At 47.1% G+C, this 18,891-nt stretch carries 17 protein-coding genes and 1 tRNA gene; 6 read left to right on the forward strand and 12 right to left on the reverse strand.

Annotated elements, in window-relative coordinates; all coding sequences use genetic code 11:
- The first annotated feature begins 75 nt into the window (after positions 1-75).
- Both OM95_RS02300 and OM95_RS02305 read left to right on the forward strand, forming a co-directional pair.
- Positions 76-149, forward strand: a tRNA-Cys gene (locus OM95_RS02300).
- Between the two features lie 376 nt (positions 150-525).
- Positions 526-852, forward strand: coding sequence for a KH domain-containing protein (locus OM95_RS02305; protein WP_041869915.1), 327 nt, complete (start codon positions 526-528; stop codon positions 850-852).
- A gap of 50 nt (positions 853-902) precedes the next feature.
- Here OM95_RS02305 and OM95_RS02310 read toward each other — a convergent pair whose 3' ends face one another.
- From OM95_RS02310 to OM95_RS02330, 5 genes are all read right to left on the reverse strand, one after another.
- Entirely contained in the window at positions 903-2,966 is a 2,064-nt protein-coding gene (locus OM95_RS02310) for a TonB-dependent receptor (protein ID WP_041869917.1), read from the reverse strand.
- A gap of 173 nt (positions 2,967-3,139) precedes the next feature.
- A complete protein-coding gene (locus tag OM95_RS02315) occupies positions 3,140-3,565 on the reverse strand; it encodes a FixH family protein (RefSeq protein ID WP_291515463.1) in 426 nt (141 codons plus the stop codon).
- Between the two features lie 10 nt (positions 3,566-3,575).
- Positions 3,576-4,475, reverse strand: coding sequence for a hypothetical protein (locus OM95_RS02320; protein WP_041869918.1), 900 nt, complete (start codon positions 4,473-4,475; stop codon positions 3,576-3,578).
- On the reverse strand, positions 4,472-4,891 hold the full coding sequence (locus OM95_RS02325) for a hypothetical protein (RefSeq protein ID WP_041869919.1): 420 nt from the start codon (positions 4,889-4,891) through the stop codon (positions 4,472-4,474). The genes OM95_RS02320 and OM95_RS02325 overlap by 4 nt, the downstream gene beginning before the upstream one ends.
- Complete coding sequence (locus OM95_RS02330) at positions 4,892-5,437, reverse strand: redoxin domain-containing protein (protein ID WP_041869921.1); 546 nt, start codon at positions 5,435-5,437, stop codon at positions 4,892-4,894. It abuts the gene before it with no gap.
- Between the two features lie 133 nt (positions 5,438-5,570).
- Between OM95_RS02330 and OM95_RS02335 the strand changes: the two genes are divergently transcribed.
- The 4 genes from OM95_RS02335 (at position 5,571) to OM95_RS02350 (ending at position 12,666) form a co-directional block, all read left to right on the forward strand.
- Entirely contained in the window at positions 5,571-7,658 is a 2,088-nt protein-coding gene (locus tag OM95_RS02335) for a site-specific recombinase (RefSeq protein WP_041869923.1), read from the forward strand.
- Positions 7,655-8,380 carry a dolichyl-phosphate beta-glucosyltransferase gene (locus tag OM95_RS02340; protein WP_041869925.1) on the forward strand — a complete coding sequence of 242 codons (726 nt, stop codon included), beginning with the start codon at positions 7,655-7,657 and terminating at the stop codon, positions 8,378-8,380. Before OM95_RS02335 ends, OM95_RS02340 begins: the two co-directional genes overlap by 4 nt.
- A 336-nt stretch (positions 8,381-8,716) precedes the next feature.
- Positions 8,717-10,345 carry a S8 family serine peptidase gene (locus OM95_RS02345; RefSeq protein WP_041870043.1) on the forward strand — a complete coding sequence of 543 codons (1,629 nt, stop codon included), beginning with the start codon at positions 8,717-8,719 and terminating at the stop codon, positions 10,343-10,345.
- A gap of 92 nt (positions 10,346-10,437) precedes the next feature.
- The gene (locus OM95_RS02350) at positions 10,438-12,666 is read left to right on the forward strand and encodes a cation:proton antiporter (protein WP_041869927.1); all 2,229 of its coding nucleotides are present in this window, start codon (positions 10,438-10,440) and stop codon (positions 12,664-12,666) included.
- Here the strand turns inward: OM95_RS02350 and OM95_RS02355 are convergent.
- From OM95_RS02355 to OM95_RS17020, 7 genes are all read right to left on the reverse strand, one after another.
- Positions 12,663-14,066: an aldehyde dehydrogenase family protein gene (locus tag OM95_RS02355; RefSeq protein WP_041869929.1), complete on the reverse strand. Its 1,404-nt coding sequence runs from the start codon at positions 14,064-14,066 to the stop codon at positions 12,663-12,665. The two genes, OM95_RS02350 and OM95_RS02355, sit on opposite strands and share 4 nt — an antisense overlap.
- A 118-nt stretch (positions 14,067-14,184) precedes the next feature.
- Positions 14,185-15,189: a gamma-glutamyl-gamma-aminobutyrate hydrolase family protein gene (locus OM95_RS02360; RefSeq protein WP_041869931.1), complete on the reverse strand. Its 1,005-nt coding sequence runs from the start codon at positions 15,187-15,189 to the stop codon at positions 14,185-14,187.
- Positions 15,190-15,359: 170 nt separating this feature from the next.
- Complete coding sequence (locus OM95_RS02365; protein WP_041869933.1) at positions 15,360-15,728, reverse strand: CoA-binding protein; 369 nt, start codon at positions 15,726-15,728, stop codon at positions 15,360-15,362.
- Between the two features lie 38 nt (positions 15,729-15,766).
- The gene (locus tag OM95_RS02370; protein ID WP_041869935.1) at positions 15,767-16,543 is read right to left on the reverse strand and encodes an ABC transporter permease subunit; all 777 of its coding nucleotides are present in this window, start codon (positions 16,541-16,543) and stop codon (positions 15,767-15,769) included.
- Entirely contained in the window at positions 16,530-17,246 is a 717-nt protein-coding gene (locus tag OM95_RS02375) for an ABC transporter ATP-binding protein (RefSeq protein WP_041869936.1), read from the reverse strand. The genes OM95_RS02370 and OM95_RS02375 overlap by 14 nt, the downstream gene beginning before the upstream one ends.
- Entirely contained in the window at positions 17,243-18,493 is a 1,251-nt protein-coding gene (gene nosD, locus OM95_RS02380; protein ID WP_291515464.1) for a nitrous oxide reductase family maturation protein NosD, read from the reverse strand. The genes OM95_RS02375 and nosD overlap by 4 nt, the downstream gene beginning before the upstream one ends.
- Positions 18,490-18,891 carry a hypothetical protein gene (locus tag OM95_RS17020; protein WP_291515465.1) on the reverse strand — a complete coding sequence of 134 codons (402 nt, stop codon included), beginning with the start codon at positions 18,889-18,891 and terminating at the stop codon, positions 18,490-18,492. The genes nosD and OM95_RS17020 overlap by 4 nt, the downstream gene beginning before the upstream one ends.

An 18,891-nucleotide genomic window follows, 5' to 3' on the forward strand; every position in this document is an offset into this window, starting at 1 on the left:
GAGGAGATCTATGGATGAACTGTCTTTCCAATTGACTTAAAGAGGCCTAAACCGTAAATTGAGACTCCTTTTTGAGGTGGTGTAGCCAAGTGGTTAGGCCGCGGTCTGCAAAACCGCTCACGCCGGTTCAATTCCGGCCGCCACCTCCAAATCTTTCCAAAATCATTTTTAAAAGGTTCTCTTCAGGTTCTCTGGTTCTCTTCACGCAACTGTTGATAAGTTCAAAAATTCCTAAAAAGGGTTCTCTTCACGTGACTGTTTGTTGTGTGTCTTTGTGTCTTTGTCGACCGAGTAGGGGGATCGATCAACTTGTTTGCTTTCCGCGAGCGATTTTTTCCAGAGGTCACAAACACAAAAATGTAAGTTTTTTTGTAATAAACAATAGGACCTTCGGAATTACGGACTCGCTTCAAGGGCCTGGCGAACATTCTCTTGTAAAATTAATGTGAATGATCCGATTTGGACCTTGAGAGAATATAAACAACTCCCGAAAGGTTTATTAACAAACATTACTGGAGTGAAATAATGTCGGGGCCGAACGAGATCAAAGTCATTAAAAAGCGTGCTGAAGTAAAAAGCCTGGATTGTGGTCGAGTTCGAGAAGAAGGAAAGGAATTGTTAAGCACCCTCATTCGGGGTCTTGTTGATAATCCGGAATCCGTTGTCGTGTCGTATAGCTGCGGCGACAAAACGACTGTTTACAAAGTCGAATGCGACCAGAAATGTTTGGGACAAATTATCGGTGCGAAGGGGAAAAACATCAACGGAGTGCGGGCGGTGATCAGTGCCACCTTGGCGCGCAAAGGCATCCGGGCCGTCGTAGAAATTCCTTATTATTGTGTCGATGCTTAGAAGGGATAAGCCCTGATTCCTCAAGGCTTATCCAAGAAAAAGATGTGTTCTTAGAAAGCGGATCTTAGACCCACGTAGAAAGTTCGGCGCATACCAGGGAAAATTCCTTGAGGCGCGCGCGAAGAAATGTAAGTCGTATCAGCAAGATTTCTTCCAGAAAGTTCCAAAGTCAGATCTTGGGTTGCTTGATACTCTCCTGTTAGATGGAACAGACCGTAAGAAGGCAGAACGCCGCGCATACCATCCACTGATCCTTCAACCGTGTTTTCCGCATCAGCGTATTGTTCGCTCACGAAGCTGTACTGCAAGCTTGCCAGCCAGTCTTGGCGCTTGTAACCCACGGCCGTGTTGACCATGTATTCCGGTGCATAAGGCAGACGATTTCCTTCGCGATCCGCGCCACCGATAATGCGGGTGCTGTTAAATTTTGCGACCGGCATATAAGTGGCGTTTAAGTCGATAAACATCGAACGATGAATTTCGGGAATATAACGAACGGCCAACTCTAAACCTTGGTGCAAAGTTTTGCCTCCGTTCGTAAGGCCGGTGGCGGCACCACCGGATTCTGTCGCCTGAATCAACTGATTTGAGAAATCCAACTGAAACAAAGCCGCTTCAAGATGAAGGTTGTCACTGGCAGAGCGATAACCCAGTTCGACATTCACACTGCGTTCTGCATCCAAATCCACAGCCTGTCCGTTGTTATCAATCGCATCTTGTACACGGGGAGGAGAAAAGCCCTGATGAATACCGGCGAAAACGTATTGTTGTGCGGCTAATTGGTAAGTCGTACCCAAACCACCTAGATATTCGGTATTACGATTTTCCGAACCCTGATTAAAGTCCGCCGAAGATTTTCGATAGATCATCCGGCTTTGACGATAGGACTCAACGCGCACGCCAGGGGTGATGGTCCATTTTTCAAAGTTAAGAGTGTTTTCCGCATACAAAGCTTGGGCATCTGCATAGCGCTTGTCATCAACGTCAATCACGCCGGAACGAGCTGTCGCTGTTGCGCCCTTGACCTCAACATTGCGCATGTCTTCCGTGTGCAGGCGAAGTCCGACTTGCAGATCGTTGCTGATTTCGCCAGCGTTCCAGTTAAGGAAATAGCGGGTATCAATACCTGCGACGTCAAAAGTGCGGTTGCGGCCTTTGTTGGTGCCGGCCATCGTGATATCGCCAGAAGCATTTTTAGAAAAATCCTGTCTCCACCAGTCGCGCATGGTTTGATTGACATAGAATAGGGTTGAAAAGCGAGAGCGGCCATCGATCTGATAATCGTAAGTCAAATCCATCTCGTAGCGAGTGATGTACAACACATCGTTTTCCGCAGGATTTTGATAGGCATCCTGATCATAAAGCTTTTGCGTCAGGCCGAGATAGGTCAACTCCGCTTCGCTTTTGTAGTGGCTCAGTTTAATGCCGACATAACTCTTGTCCGATAAAGCACCGCCGTATTTCAACAAAACGTCACGGGTGTTAAAGTGCGTGTTATCGCGTGAGCCGTTTCCGTCTTTAGCAAAAAGATTTACGAGCAAGCCCGAGTCATTGCGTACGGAGCTTCCTTCAATCAGAAGTTCTTTGTAGTCACGACTTCCGCCAGTCAAAGTCACGGCGTTGCCGTGATCCTTCGTCGGATTTTTTGTGATGAAGTTGATGACCCCACCAATCGTGGAAGGACCAAATGCCAAAGAGCTGCTGCCCTTGCGGATGTCGATGCGTTCCATGCGTTCGATGATCGGCGCATAATAAGCTGATGAATCAATATAAGGTCCCAAAGCCAATGGGGCGCCGTCTTCCAATAGCAAAACTTTGCGACTGCCATCTGGGCTGAGTCCGCGCATCCCGATGTAAGCAATACCTTCAGCTTCAATCACATTGGCGCCGGCGGTCTTTTTGACGGCATCCTGAGCGCTGACGGGGCGGGTTTCGCGCAGGTTTTCTTTATTCACCACGGTGATAGCACCGGGAGTTTTAAGAACCTCTTCCTGCTTGTCGCTAAGGACTTGAATGGTAGGAAGGTTGATGGTCTCGGTCTGTTTCTGTACGTTCTCTTGTGCCAAAGCTGTCGCAGCCATGGCCGTCAAAGAAAAAATCAAAAGGCTTTTCATACCTGTCTCCTGTAGGAGGCGGCAAAATACCTCTGAAAACACACTGGGGCCAGTCGCGCAGGCAAAAGGGGCTCAAATAAGAACCAAATGAAAAAATGGGCGGGAATATGATAGAAAAATAGGCAGTGTGAGAGCGTCGGATACCAGCGGTGATATCCGACGTCATAGGTCTTTTAAGGTTTCACGTCGACGTTGAACTCGGCTTTTTCGCCATTGACGAATAGACGAATCTGCCAACGTCCGGCCATCACGAAATAAGCTTCGGAGACATAGTAAGTGCCTTGATCCTGCTTCACCACTTTGACGGGGCCGGAGCCGTGACCGTGATGACCCATATTCATCCACAGGTCGACTTTCAAGTTCTGTGGGTCAATCATCACAGGTTCGCTTCCTGCCGAGTGGTGTTCATAAAACTTTACCAAAAATTGAGATTCTTCGCCATGGAAAGGACCTTTGGTAAATTCAATCGCAGCGCAAAGATCCGCCGTTTGAAAGTACACGGGGCACGTCGCTTCGACATGGGCGCGCGCATTGGCGCTGTAAAGAAGTCCCGCGATGATGGCGCCGGCACCTAAAAGAATTGAAAAAAACAGTTTCATATGAGTTCTCCTATCGTGGCCACCGCTGTTGGTAGCTGATATTAAATGTTTTCGATAAACTTGAATTTACGGGAGCACCGATCCAGCTTTGATCCGCATAGCTGACAGTGACGGCGGATTCCAGATTGATCATGTAGCTGCCAGAAAAACCCAAAGTGAAGTTTTTCTGAGCGGTGCCATCGCTGGTTGTGGCGCCGCGAAGACGGATGGCATCTTCGTGCAAGTACGTTAACGATGAGCCGATGCGATAGTCGCCGCGATTCCAACCCATTCCGATGGTTTGAGTTGTGCCCCATCCTGGTTGCACGTCCACTTCGCCTCCGTAGGTTTCATTGGCGACAGTGCGCGGAAGCGAGTAATGAATTTCACCATTGAAGTTCATATCCCAGGTCGCCCAGGCCTTCATCAGGGCTATGCCGCCGCCGACTGAATAAAAACCGCGGCCGCGAATATCGGTCGCCGTGGAAATGGACGAATCATAAATGGAGGGACTGGTCGGCAGAGTGATTTGTAAGAACGTCAACCCCTTAGGCTTCCAGCGGGAATAAGTTTTTTCCGGAAATGTTTCATGCCCCAGATACAGAGAAATATCGCCAACGCCTCCCGAACTTGCAGAGTTGTCGGCAGATTTCATCATCACGGGCAGAGCGAATCCAGCTTGAAAACTGTCAGAGACCAGAGCCGCTCCTTCCAATTTCAAAGTCTGCGCTAAATTGCCATCGTGACGACGCAACCATTTTCCGCTCGCCAGAACGTCGTCGCTGACCTGTGAGTAGGAATAGGTGCTGGTGATTTGTGCTTTATCGTCAGCCAAAATCAGTGCGGGAAAAGAAAAGCTACCGCCACAACAGCTTGCCGCGAAAGAAAGGGAGCCGCTTAGATGAATAAAGATAAAAAGAAGAAGTCTCATGGTACTATCATCGAGGCATAGGCAGAGTCGATCACGACTCCGTTGTTTTTCAAAGTAAAGCGAATATCCCAATCACCCGGCATTAGAAAATAGACATCGGTGATGCGGTATTGAGTCGGATTGATTTTTTCAATTTTAACAGGAATCGAGCCATGCCCCATCGAGGGCATCCACAAGCTGACAGCCAACTCATTGAATTGATCTGAAGGGGCGGACAAGTTTAAAATAAAGGCGTTGGCCTGTTCGCTGTTCGGTGTATTTTCCCAACTAATTTTAGCAAGGATGCGAACTTTCGAAAAATACGCACCATCGGCCATTGGTTTGTTTTGCACCTGCTGGTCGTCATCAGAGACATAGTCAGGGTTGGCACACGCGACGAGCCCCAAAACACTAAAAAGAAGCCAAAGAGCTTTCATCTAGTCGTCCTCTCTTGGAATGTAACATCCCAAAGCGCGGCCTTCTTTATGGCGAGGCTCTTTGCCGGCGTGAAGATCTTCCAAAACTTCCTTCAAGAAAAATTTCTTGGCACTGGGGCCGACGTGGCTGTCGGTCACGCCCCCGTGATACACCAGTTCGCCTTTTTTATTAAAGACGAAGGCATGCGGTGTTTTCAGGGCCCCCAGTTCATTCGCTAACTTTGATTTTCTATCTTGAATCACAGGGAAGGGAAGTTGAGCTTCGGCAAAATGTTGTTGCGTCTGTTCTGGGCTTTCATCACTGTTGGCGTGGATGCCGGCAAACTGGACATTTTTAAATTCGGCCGAGTAAGACTTTAGCAAAGACTCGTGACTGGCAGAGCAGGGACACTTGGCAGAAACAAAAACCACGACGGTCGCTTCTTTGTCTGTTGTCGCAATTTTGATTTCTTTTTGTGAAATGACATCTGTTCCTTCCAGCGGGGGGACTGCGAAAGAAAGTGATGCCCAAAGGGTCAGCAAGAGGAGTGTCCAGAGTTTCTGCATAGGCCCCTTTCTAACACGGACGGTCTATTAGGCAAACGCCACCAAATGTTGCGTAAAACCATCGCACGGCGCGACGCATTCAAAATGGGGCTCTTTCGTACCTTTTTACAACGGATTTCAGTAAACTTTCCGTATGTTTACAAAACTTAAGGCCCTCCGAGCACGTTTCATTCAATACAAGCGAAGTGGAAAAGTCCACAGCGACCTCGATGTTTTGTTATCCGGCGCTAAAGAAAACCGCCAACTGGAAGATAAGCTGCAGTGGCTGGTCAAAGTGATGCAATGGATTCGTTATGAAGGATCTGTCGACTCTCATCTGGAAAAAGAGACGGGACGTCTGCCGGTCGCCCGTTTGCGGTTTCTATTGATGGTTTTGGACAGAAACCCAGGGTGGAAAAAGGACGTCGCACATATATTAAGAACTGTCGTTCATAAAGTCAGCGGTATGGAACTTTACACAGACACCGGTCTGCCGAAAGAGCTGGGCCTATGGAGTGAGTTTTCAGATCGTCTGATGATGAAACTACTGCCGACACCCCCTTTGGATCATGAACTGGGATATTTGTTCTGGGCGCTTTTCCCGGACAAAGATGATCCTCTGTGGTTGGCGTCGATTGATAATGTCACTTTTGATAAATTGGTTGAGCTTTTTCAATATGAAGTCAGTCCCGAAGAGCAGGACTGGAATCGTCTGCAAAGTGATTTGGAAGACGCCCTGATTTATCTGGTGATTCAGGTTCGTGCGATCGGTCTGTCTTCGGCGATTCGCACCCGACTTGATAAGACGTCTTTTCGTGATTCGGCCTTTTTCGCCATGATGCGCGCGCATGAAGAATTTATGAATGCCTATCTGGCCGGAGATCGCAATCAGGCGTTTGAAAAGGCCTCGCGATTTCGCATGATCGTCTGGGAGTGCCGACGGGAACTTGTTCAGGTTCATAAACATCTGGATGAGTACGGTGTTAGCATCTCGCTGGTTTTTCAGATTGCCAAGCTGCGCACATATCTGCAACGGATTGACAGCCTGTTGGAAATTCTTCTGACAGAACGTTTGGACAGTCGTAAGGTGACGAGTTTCTTTTCTAAACTCGTGGAAGAAAATCAAGATCTACGCAGTATTAAGTCCTTGTTCTCGCAGAATATCGCCTTATTCGCGCGCAAAGTTGTAGAGCGAGCGGCGGAAACCGGCGAACACTACATCACCCGCACGAAAGAACAATATCGCCACATGCTTCAGGCGGCCGGGGGCGGCGGGGCTGTGACGGCGATCACAGTGTATCTGAAAGTGGGAATTCTGGCGTTGGGGCTGGGTGGCTTCCTTGAAGGTTTTTTTGCTTCGGTGAACTACGCTTTGAGTTTCGTTCTGATTCATCTGGCGGGTTTCACCTTGGGAACCAAGCAACCGGCCATGACGGCTCCCGCACTTGCGGAAAAAATGGAAGATGTCGATACCGAAAAAGGGATGTCTGAGCTCGTGACTGAGATCACGCATCTGATTCGTTCGCAGGTGGCCTCCATTTTAGGCAACGTGATGTTTGTCATTCCCACGGTGATCCTGATTGATACGGCGTTCTTTCTTCTGGTGGGACACAATATTATGTCGATGGAAAAGGCGGTGTCGGCCTATAAATCTGTCGACATCTTAGGGCCTGCCGTTATCTATGCGGCCTTTACCGGAATTCTTTTATATTCTTCAAGTCTAATTGCGGGCTGGGGTGATAATTGGTTTGCGCTGAATTCTTTGCGAAAAACCTTGGCGCGCAGTCCAAGCTTACGGGCGATCTTTGGTAAACGAGGCGCGCGCAATATCGCAGTCTTTTTGGAAAACAATATTTCCGGTCTTCTGGGGAATATCTCTTTAGGATTTATGTTGGGGATGGTGCCTGAAATTATGAAGTTCTTAAGCGTTCCTCTGGATGTGCGACACGTGACCTTATCGTCGGGAACTTTGGCAGGTGCGCTTCCCGTATTGGGTCTCGACTTTCTGAAGACCTGGGAATTTTGGCGTGCGGTCATCGGAATCTTTTTTATCGGGGCCTTCAACGTGTTAGTCAGTTTCGGCATGGCCTTCTATACCGCGATCAAAGCGCGTGGCGTGAACGTCACTGAGCGCCGAGCGATTCGTAAAGCCATCGCGAAAAGATTTTTCGCTAGTCCCCTCAGTTTCTTTATTCCTGTGGGCGCGACTGTTAAATCTTCGTCGAACGGAAGCGGGCATTGAAGACGTCAATCTCTATCGTTATTCCGGCTTATAATGAAGAGCGACGTCTGCCGCGAACACTGCGCGGGTTGCAGGAATTTATTTCTGCAGAACACGCCGGATGGGAGTTGCAGGAGGTTCTTGTCGTCAATGACGGTTCGACTGATGCAACAGTTGCTGAGATTGAACAACTGCAAAACGAGTTTTCACTTTTACGGCTGATTTCACTGCCACGAAACCAAGGTAAAGGCGCGGCCGTGCATGCCGGCATGAATGAAGCGCGGGGCGAGTGGATTCTGATTGCCGATGCGGATATGGCGACGCCTTGGGACGAACTGAACAAGATTTTTCCAGCGACGAGCCGTGCGGACCTGGTGATGGGGTCGCGCGGACTGGTGCAAAGTCAGATCGAGCGACGTCAGCACTGGGTTCGGCAAAATATGGGGAAGACTTTTAATAAAATCATCAAGCTGGTGGTAGGGTTGCCCTTTCAGGACACGCAATGTGGCTTTAAGCTTTTACGCAATGATGCGGTCTTTCGCTCTGAAATTCTGCCGCGTCTGCAGGTGCAAAGATTTGCCTGGGATGTGGAATTAATTCTGCTTCTGTTACGACGAAACAAAGTCGTCACAGAGATTCCCATTCGTTGGCGCCATCAGGATTTTTCTCACGTGCACATCGTTCGTGACAGCCTGGAGATGTTATGGGCGGTGATTAAACTTAAAATGCGTCTGCGCGGATAAAAGTTCGTCTTCTTAAAGTAGCCATCTTTGGTCTCCAACAAGAAAATAAAGACGTGTCGCATCATTTTCTTTGATTTAATATTAAGCATTATCCAAACACCTCAATAATGTCTTCCATAAGGGTTTCTTATATTTAACCACGCCGCTGTCATAAATTTGAGCTGAGGTGCCACTTTGGAACTACAGGTGCCATGACAGAAAATTTCACTTTTTATGTCGATTAAAAAAAGTGAAGTGGTTCCAAAAGAGTACTTGATAAATCTTTCAACCTGAAATGAAGTGCCTACCCATAGAGGACTTCAATAGTTGGAGTCCATGGATATGGGGGGACTTTTAATGAAAAACGTATTTGCACTCATCCTGACGGTGTTGTTTGCGACTGCGGCTCAAGCTGAGCGTGTGATTGTTATTATGAAGGACAAACAAGCCTTCAAATCTGCACACATGGCGTATAAGATGAAGGGGTCTTATGCACTTAAAGGTTTTAACTGGAATCAACAACCAAATGGATTGGGACAAGTTGATGGCCAAGTTGAAGACAGCCTTGAGAATCTAAACACACTAATCATCGACACAAAAAGCGAGTCAGAGATTGCTAAACTAAAAGCAAACCCTGCAGTTGCTTATGTCGAAAAAGAAATTTTTCATGAGGCGCCACGCCCAGTAAAAGGTTTCTTGGCAAAAGCGCAAAAGTCTCAACAAAAAGTTGGACAAAAAACTCCATGGGGTATCCATGCAGTGAAAGCTCCGCAAGCATGGGCTCTTGCGGGTCAAGGTCAAGGCGCTCGCGTTCTTGTTCTTGATACAGGTATTGACCAAGGTCACCCTTCTTTGAAAACAAACTTCGAAAAAGGACAGGACTTCACTGGCGACAGCAACGGTTCTGATTACACAGATCACGTCGGTCACGGTACACACGTAGCTGGTACGATCGCTGGTGCGATGGATAAAACTGGTTTCACGGGTGTCGCTCCTAAGGCGAAAATCCTTGCGGGTCGCGTGTGCTCTGAAAACGGTTGTTCAAACGTATCTATCGCTCAAGGTATCAACTGGGGTATCCAAGAAAAAGTGGATGTAATCTCTATGTCTTTGGGTGGTATGTGGTCGACTCCTGCAGAACGTGATGCTGTTGCAAAAGCGGACAAAGCGGGAATCACAGTGGTTGCAGCTTCTGGTAACAACGGTTCTAACCGTGTTTCTTACCCAGCGGCTCTTTCTACAGTGATCGCGGTTGGTGCTACTGACATCAACAACGCGAAAGCGGATTTCTCTCAATATGGTCCTGAGTTGGCGATCGTAGCTCCGGGTGTTGCGGTAGTTTCTTCCGTACCACAAGGCACGGGACGTGAGTCTTCTGTGACAATCGCTATCGGTACAAAATCTGCGAAAGTCGCTTCGACAACTTTCCAAGGTGCAAAAGAAGTTTTGGCTCCTGAAATCAACGTTCTTGTGCCTGCAGGTCTTGGTAAAGACACGGACTTCGCAAACATCGACGTTAAAGGCAAATACGCTTTGATCAGCCGTGGTGAAATCACTTTTGCTGACAAAATCAAAAATGCGATCAAAGCGGGTGCAGCTGGTGCGGTTATCTTCAACAACGCTCCTGGTTTGATCAATGGTGCTTTGACTGATGACGGTTCTGTTCTTCCTATCTCTGTGTTCATGATCGAACAAAGCGTAGGTCAACAAATCGTGAAATCTATCGCGGCAGGCGAGACGGTAAAAGCGACTCTACAAACAGTTGCGACAGACTACTCTCCGTTTGATGGTACTTCAATGGCGACTCCCCACGTATCTGGTGTTGTTGCTCTTATGAAGTCTGCAAACAAAGCTTTGACAGGCGCACAAGTAAAAGCTCTTCTAAAACAAACTGCAACTCCATTGGGTCCTAATACGAACAATGAGTACGGTGCGGGTCTTGTGAACGCAGAAGCGGCCGTTGCTGCAGCTATCAGCGCGAAGTAAGAGTTCTTTCAATCCAAAACTAAAGACGGCTTCCTGAAAAAGGAGGCCGTTTTTTATTTGTGAGCAGGTTCAAGAGTTGTCATACTCTTTATATGCAACATCTACCTGCAATGATTTCTGATTTAGCCCTGATTCTTGGAACTGCGGGGCTAGTGACTTTGATTTTTAAAAAACTCAACCAGCCCATCGTTCTTGGCTACCTGGTAGCCGGTTTTCTGGTGGGGCCCAAGACCACGATTTTTCCGACGATTGTCAGTAACGACAGTATTCATCTTTGGGCTGAAATCGGCGTAATTTTTCTACTTTTTGCCCTGGGATTGGAATTTAGCTTTAAGAAGCTGTTCCGGGTGGGCGGTTCTTCCAGCTTTACGGCGATTCTTGAAATCTCCATGATGATTGTCTTTGGTTATGTCACGGGACGCCTGTTGGGGTGGTCTCCGATGGACAGCTTATTTCTGGGCGGGATTTTGTCCATTTCCTCCACGTCTATTATTATACGCACAGTGGAAGAGCTGGGTTTTAAGAACCTTCGCTTCGTCAGTCAGGTGTTTGGGATTTTGGTGATTGAAGATTTGGTCGCCGTCCTTTTGATGGTATTGCTGACCACGGTGGCCTTAACCAGGGATTTCGCGGGTACAGAAATGTTAGGCGCGATCGTGAAGCTGTCCTTCTTCCTGTCAATTTGGTTTGTGGCAGGTATTTTTATGCTGCCATCTTTTATGAAGAAGGCACAAAAGCTGTTAACGGAAGAAACCGTTCTGGTGGTCGCTGTCGGTCTTTGTTTGGTTATGGTGGTCTTTGCTAGTTCTGTGGGTTTTTCATCTGCTTTGGGGGCCTTTATCATGGGTTCTATTTTGGCGGAAACCATTGAAGGTGAGCGTATTCATCACCTGGTCGGGCCGATCAAGAATCTTTTTTCCGCAGTCTTCTTTATTTCTGTGGGTATGTTGATTGATCCCGTCGTGATTCGTGATAATTGGCAAGAGGTCTTGATTCTTTCGGCCGTGGTCATTGTCGGAAAGACCTTTAGTGTGACCATTGGTTCATTGCTTGCGGGACAAACCTTGAAATCTTCGGTGCAGTCTGGGATGAGTCTTGCACAAATCGGCGAGTTTTCCTTTATCATCGCCACTTTGGGTTTAACTTTAAAGGTTGTCAGTGAAAAGATTTATCCTATTGCGGTTTCGGTCTCGGTCGTGACCGCTTTTACGACGCCATATATGCTTAGATCGTCCGAAAAAGTTTACGCTTTTTTGGAAAAGGTTCTTCCCGCCAAACTGATCGCCGCTTTGGATAGCTATAGTATGATTTCTTTTTCGATGTCGGGAAATCGTGAATGGAAAGAACAAGTTCGTGCTTATATTTTAAAAGTCGTCCTAAATTCCGTTGTCGTTGTCGCCCTATTTTTACTGATGTCTCGGGTGTTTTTACCTTTTTTATTGGAACGCCAGGTGGAAGAAGGGCCGGCGAAGTTTATTGCCCTCAGTGCGACACTGATTTTGACGGCACCTTTTCTTTGGGCCTTGGCATTTGGTCGAACGAAGCAATTTGAAATTCTTTTGGTCGAACAAGGCAAGGGAAGTCACAACTACGTCTTTTTGGTTTCGCGTATCATGCTTGCCGTGGGACTTTTAGGGGCGATGGTGGCTCAGTTTGTGCCTTTGGCATGGGCCGTGGGAATCACGTTGTGGATGGTGGTTGTTGTTGGCTATGTTCTGTCGCATAAGTTGCGGGATATTTACCAATGGTTTGAGAATCGTTTTCTTTCTAATCTGCATGATGATGTGCAAAAGAAGCATGCCCGGAAAAGCAATCGTGCTTTGGCTCCCTGGGATGCGCACATCACGGAATTTATTATTCCTCCGGAAGCACCCTATGTAGGTCTTCCGTTTCATCAGCTTTCCATCCGGGAAAAGTATGGTGTGACGATCGCTCTGATTGAAAGGGGGCGAAAGCGCATCACGGCTCCAGGTCGCAACGAGTGTCTGATGCCGCATGATCAAGTGCATGTGATTGGTACGGACGAGCAGCTTTTGAAGTTTAAAGCTTTTATTGATGCGGAAAGTTTTGATGTTTCCTCGGTCCTGAACGATGGCGAGGCGGCGCAATACAGCCTAGAGCAGTATCTGTTAACCGAAGAGTCACCTTATTTAAGCAAAACCATTCGCGAATCGGGATTGCGCGAATCTACGAATGGTCTTGTTGTCGGAATTGAAAGGGAAGGTCAGCGTCTTCTGAATCCCGACTCGTCAGAGACTTTGCGCAAAGGGGATGTTCTTTGGATTGTGGGTGATCGAGATAAAATTTTGCAACTGGATTAAAGCTTCCATTTAAGCAAAAGACGGATCAGCTTCAATTTCCAGTCGGAATAAGGCGGATAAATCAAACGAGTCATTCGCCCCAGCCAGGACTGAGTCAGTACGGCCTTTTCGTGTGAAAAATTTCGAAACCCATAAAAGCCATGAGAGCTGCCCATGCCGCTATGTCCGATGCCGCCGAAGGGCATATGGGGGTTCATGAAGTGTAGAATTGAATCGTTCACGCAAACCCCACCTGAGCTGGTCTCGTTAAGAACGCGTTCAATATTCAATTTACTATTTGAATAAATATACAAGGACAAAGGTTTTTCGCGTTCGTTGATATAGTGAATCGCTTCGGTGATATCTTTATAAGGAACTAAGGGCAGAAGCGGGCCAAAGATCTCTTCTTTCATAAGATCGTTGTGTGCGTCGACTTTCTCTAAAACCGTCGGGGCAATATAATGGTTTTCGATGTCGACGTCTCCGCCAAAAGAAACGAGGGCCTGATCTTTTTGCGCCTCTTTGAGCATATTCGCTAGGCGTTGCGTGTGGTGGGTGGAAATAATCCGCGCGAAATGCGGCGACTTTCTTCTTTCATCGGGCGTTTTACCGTAAAAGCCTTCGATGTGTTTAAAGAGCTCTGCTTTAAATTCACTCAAGACTTCATTTTGCACCAGAATATAATCTGGGGCGACGCAGGTCTGACCAGCATTCAAGAATTTTCCCCAAGCGATCTTTTCGGCAGCCAGGGCGAGGTTCGCAGAGGCGTCGACAATCGTCGGAGATTTTCCACCCAGTTCTAAGGTGACGCTGGTTAAATGTTTGCTGGCGGCCTCCATCACAATTTTTCCGACCCGTGTGCTGCCAGTGAAAAAGATATGATCAAATGGCAGACTTAACAGCGCCGCGTTGGTTTCAGGTCCGCCCTCAATGAGTTTTACGTATTCAGGTGCGAAGGTTTCGTCGATCAGTTTTTTCAAGAGTCTGGAAGTGTGTGTCGTATATTCCGAAGGTTTAAGAATAGCGCAGTTACCCGCCGCTAGGGCAGAGATAAGCGGCGCCAGTGTGAGCTGGAATGGATAGTTCCAGGGAGCTATGATTAAACACACACCGCGTGGTTCGTAGTGAATTTTACTGGTACTTCCCATCAGCAGAAAAGGGGTCTTGACGGTACGGGGCCGAGTCCATTTTTTTAGCTGGCTTTTGGCAAAATGAATTTCATGCAAAGTAGGATAGACCTCTGAAAGCAATGTTTCCGCGGCGGGCTTTTGGAAATCTTTCGCCAAGGCTTCAATAATTTCCGCAAGGTGAGAACGGATGGCCTCTTCCAGCTTGTTAAGTGATTCCAGACGGGTCTTTAAAGACTCTTTGCGAAGTTGAAGACTGAATTGTTTTTGGTGCAGGAAGATCTGTTCAAGCATGACTTTATGTTAGAGGAGCATTCCGGGGAAGCAACGCCTATTTTTCGTTGAAGCGCAAAAACTCTCTTAAAGGAGTGCCAACAGTCAGAGAGGAAGTTGGCATAACGGGCTGTCGAAATCAGAAGATTTTGGCGCAGCGGGCGGCCATCACTTGGTTTTTTTGTTGCACAAGTTTCCACAGAATTTTTGCGCCCAATTCGTTATTCATCAATTCCGGATGAAACTGCAGAAGGAGTCCTCGGCCATTTTTAAACTCCGTTGCTTCGGTGACGCCGTCGTGGCTTCGCGCTGCGATTTGCAGGAAGCCACCTTCTTTAAAAATGACGGATTGGTGATGCAAGGAATTCACGGTCATCTTCATCTGCGCATCTGCGAATGGCTTTAAAAGATTGAACTTCGTTTCCACCACCTGGATCGGGTGCCAGTCATTGCCATGGGCAACCTGAGCGCCGATATGAAAGGGAATGTCTTGAATCAACTGATATCCTAAAGCTACAGAAGTGATTTGTGAGCCGCGGCAGACGCCAAGTAAAAAACCTTTTTCTTGTGCAACATAAGACTTGATCAAAGCCACTTCGAATTGATCTCGCGTAGGATTCGTGTTTTTTGCATGGATGTTTTCTTTTTTATAAAGATAGGTGTCGACGTCATCCCCACCCATGGCAACCATCAGCGGAAATTTCTCTGCGATATGTTTGAAAAGTTCCCGGGTTTCATCGTGACTTAAACCCAAGTTTGCATTGACGGGAAGAATATAAGAAGTTTGTCGAGATTGCTGAAACAGACGCTTGAAGTTTTGCACGCGTAAGGAGTTTCGCGTGTAGTCTTTTGGCAGGTTTGCAATCAACAAAGCGCGGCTTTCCCGATTTTCCTGCGTCACCGGAATAAAGCGAGTTGCAGAAAGCAAAGGACGACGTCCTTCGAAGAGTTCCATCAGATCAGGATTCTTTTCCAGGTTTTTCAGATAGCGTTCTGCCGCTGCTTCCGGAGTTTCATTGTTGCGAACAGGCAGTATTAAAGGTGCCATGGCTTCTTGAGTATGCCACTCAAAAAGACGCAGATTCTCTGTGGCGAATGCCGAGAGCGCGGGGAATAGGACTATAAATAAAGCCAAAAGCTGCATCAAAGGTTCTCCTGCTTTCTTTTATTAGCAAAGCAGGTGCCGTCCATCGATCCGGAGAACCTTGGATTTAATGAAGCGTTTCAAAGGTTTGAAGGGCTGTTTCACTATGAGATGCAGAGTCTTTGCACATCAGAACAAAATAGGGCTCTGATAAGCTTGGACCACTTGATCTACTTTTCGAACTGGTTCGTACGAAGCATCACCAAAGTGCAGGCTTCTAATGTCTCAATGCCTGCTTTCTGTAAGGTGGCTTCGATATCCCGAGATTCCGTCCCGGGATTGAAGATCACCCGTCGCGGTTTAAGCTGAAGAATTTTATCAACATGGGCCTGCAGATTCGTGGGATTCATATAGAGGGTCACGGTGTCGATATTTTTTAAATCATTTAAAGACGCGCTAACGGGCACACCTTCGATTTCCTCAAGGCCCGGATTCACCGGAAAGACCGTGTGCCCGTATTCCTGCAACATCTTCAAGGCAAGGTAAGAATAACGCTCTGGATTTTTACTGGCACCAAGGATAGCTACTTTTTCTTTCATATTAAAAGCCTATACGAATTTCGATATTGCCGTCACTTTTAAAAGTCTTTGTATTTAAATCTGACCCAGGCGGCCGAGACTGGCAGTACAATCCACAATGAAAGTGCCAGACCGCATAGAGTCTGAATGAATCCACTGTCCCAGGCTCGCTGTAAAAGCAGTCCGGCATAACCGATCCATAGCGAATTTTCGTCGTGTGCCAGGTTCTGGAATTTCAAAAGAGTCAGAGGGTTTAAGGCGCTGAGACCTAAGATAATTTTCTCTAAGGGATAAGACGCATAATTGATGATAATCCACAGACTGACACTGTCCAAAACAAGGCAGAATAAAAGAACGAGTCCCGCTGCAACGGCCATGGCTTTCAGTCGATCTTGAATTTGAATAGCCAAAAGAAATCCGAGACCGGTAAAAATAATCTCGACGACGGTTTGGCTGACCAGAAGGCGCAAGTTTTCTTCAGGGGATAAAGAAGCCCCCATTTGCAAAAGCAAGGAGGCATCCGTAAATAGAGCAAGGGAAAGGCCGAAGGCCAGAAAGCGGGCGATGAAAACGGTTTTTCTTTGAATAGGTTGGGTCAGTATCAAAGAGATGAATTCTGAGTTGTTTTGCCAAGAAAGGGTCGCAAAAAGCAAAAGCCCGATTGAATGAAAGAATAAGATTGAGTTCATGGTGCTGACAAAAAGCTGTTGAGGCTCGTTGCTAAAGTAACGGAGGGCAAAAAGAATAAGATTGAAGGCCGCTAAATAAATCCACAGCCAACGGCTTTGAGCGAGGGCGAGGGATTCATATTTAAAAAGAGTCTTAAATTTTCGCATGAGACACCTCATTGCTTTTAGAAAGAACATGGACGATCGAACTTTCAAAGCCCGTTACGCCAGTTTGACTTTCGAGGTCACTGACCAGACCGCTGTAGGCCCATTGGCCATCAAGAAGAAAGTGGACCTTGTCAGAAAGTTGTTCGATTTCACTGGTAATGTGCGAGATTAAAAGAACGGTGGTCTTGTGTGCCCTGGCCATAAGAATTTTTTTAAAATGGGCGGCAGCCACGGGATCTAAGCCCACTGTAGGCTCGTCTAGTATGATCAAAGGGACATCAAACATTAAAGTCGCAATCAGAAAACACTTTTGAAAGTTTCCGCCGGAAAGAGCCTTTAAAGGCTTTGTCAGTTCGCTGGAAAAATCAAATTCACGGATCAGCAAGTCTTTGAAAACGGCTTTTTCTCCGCGCAGATCTTCGATGAAGGTGAAAAGTTCTTGCGGCGAGGTGTTGCGCGGAGCTTCGGGGTGTTGGGGTAACCAGGAGACTTTTTCTCGGCAATTTTTCAACGGCACGCCGTCTAAAAGAACGTCGCCTGCGTCGATATGGACCAGTCCCAGCATGGACTTGATCAAAGTCGTTTTGCCGCAACCGTTCGGTCCCAGAATACCATGAATCAATCCCTCTTCGAACTTGCCGTTCAGACGATCCAGGACTTTCTTTTTGCCATAAGACTTACTAAGACTGCGAATTTCTATCATTTGTTCCCCCGGGATAAATGCGGCATGAGAGGCTCTGGATCGCGTAGACTGACTGGAGAAATGGCCGGAAACATCTGCTCTGCCCAATCCAGGAATTTCAAAATCGGCGTGCCCACAAGAAGAATGCTGAGATTGTATTTCTCAAGTAAATATGAGGAAAAACTGGTGGGTTGGTAGGGAAGATCCACAATTCCATCCTGATTCAAATCGACATTCTGGTGGTGAGCCCAATAATTTCCTTTAAAGGTATTTAAGTTCGTTTGCGAGTTTGTCGCGACTTCCAGAGTATTATCCAGGAAGGCGTTGCCCTGAAACAGATTCGAATCGCACGAGCTGAGCAGGCGAATGGCCCAGCCGTTTTTATCAAAACGATTCGAATGGATATTGTTTCTGTTGGAACCTTCCATAAAAATGGCCACGGTATTCCTGAGGAATTCGTTGCCGACGATCTCAGAGTCCGAGATGTCCTTCAAAAGAAGACCGAACGAGGCAGACCCTTTGTTGTCCGCATATTCATTGTTCAGCATTTTGACTCTTTTAGAGTACATCACGGCGACACCAGCGTCGTTACCGCTGAACGTGTTGTTACGAAAGGTGTTGTCATTAGAAAACATAAAGTGCAGTCCGTAGCGTTGATTTCCCCGGATTGTATTGTCGAAGATTTCTCCGGCTTCGGTGAACTCCAGATAGATGCCATCGCGATGACCGTGCACGGTGTTTTTTGTCAGCCGCATGTGTGTCGTTTTCCAAAGGTGAATTCCATCACCTAAAAGACCTGCCGGTACGGAATTGGTGGTGATATTATTTCCGCTGACGCTGCAGGCGCTGGAATTGGCAATCATGATTCCATATTGTGAGTCCACGATCTGGTTGTCTGCGATCAGACAGCCCGAGGTGTTAGAAACTTTGATAGAGGCGTAGTCATGATAGGTGCTTTTGCCAGAGCCGACAGTTTTAAATCCTTTGACTGTGGTGTTGGGCGCCTGAATGAGAATTGTATCCCCCTCACCCAGGTGGAAAATTGTGGCACCAGTTTCGCCGATAAGGCTGATGCTTTTTGTGATCGTCAGGGTTTCTTCTTTGTATTCTCCGGCCTTGACCAGAATTAGATCGCCGTCTTGGGCCTTGTGTAGTGCAGACCGAATCGTTTGGAGGTCACAATGAGCGCACACTTCCAACGTTCGCGAAAATGCGGAAGTGCCGAAGAAAGAAAGCAGGCATATTGAAAGAAGGGCGAAAAAGTTCATCGCTCCGCCTCATTTAAATTTATTTTTGGTAAGTTCATTTCCTTTTTGTGAGCTTGAATATTCGTACCCATGGGGCCCCGCATGCTTTCGTCTCTATAAAGCTGGATGCGGTCCTGACGGGTGAGTTCGGAACTTGCAAAGTCAACGAAATAGACCTCTTTAATATGATCCTTTTCAGAGTGATGGGTGTGGGCCAGACACTCCACAGAGTCGAACTTCAAAGTGCGACCTTCGTTGGTTAATAAAGCTCCACCGTATCTTTTATCCGTGATCTGCATTTTGCAATGATCGCAATAGTCGTGCCCATAATGAATCGGTTCGACTTTTTTTTCCGTGCAACCCCACAATAGCAGGGTTGATAGAATAAGGATGCTAAGAAGGTGCAGCGATTGTTTCAT

This window comes from Bdellovibrio sp. ArHS, assembly GCF_000786105.1.
Taxonomy (GTDB): domain Bacteria; phylum Bdellovibrionota; class Bdellovibrionia; order Bdellovibrionales; family Bdellovibrionaceae; genus Bdellovibrio.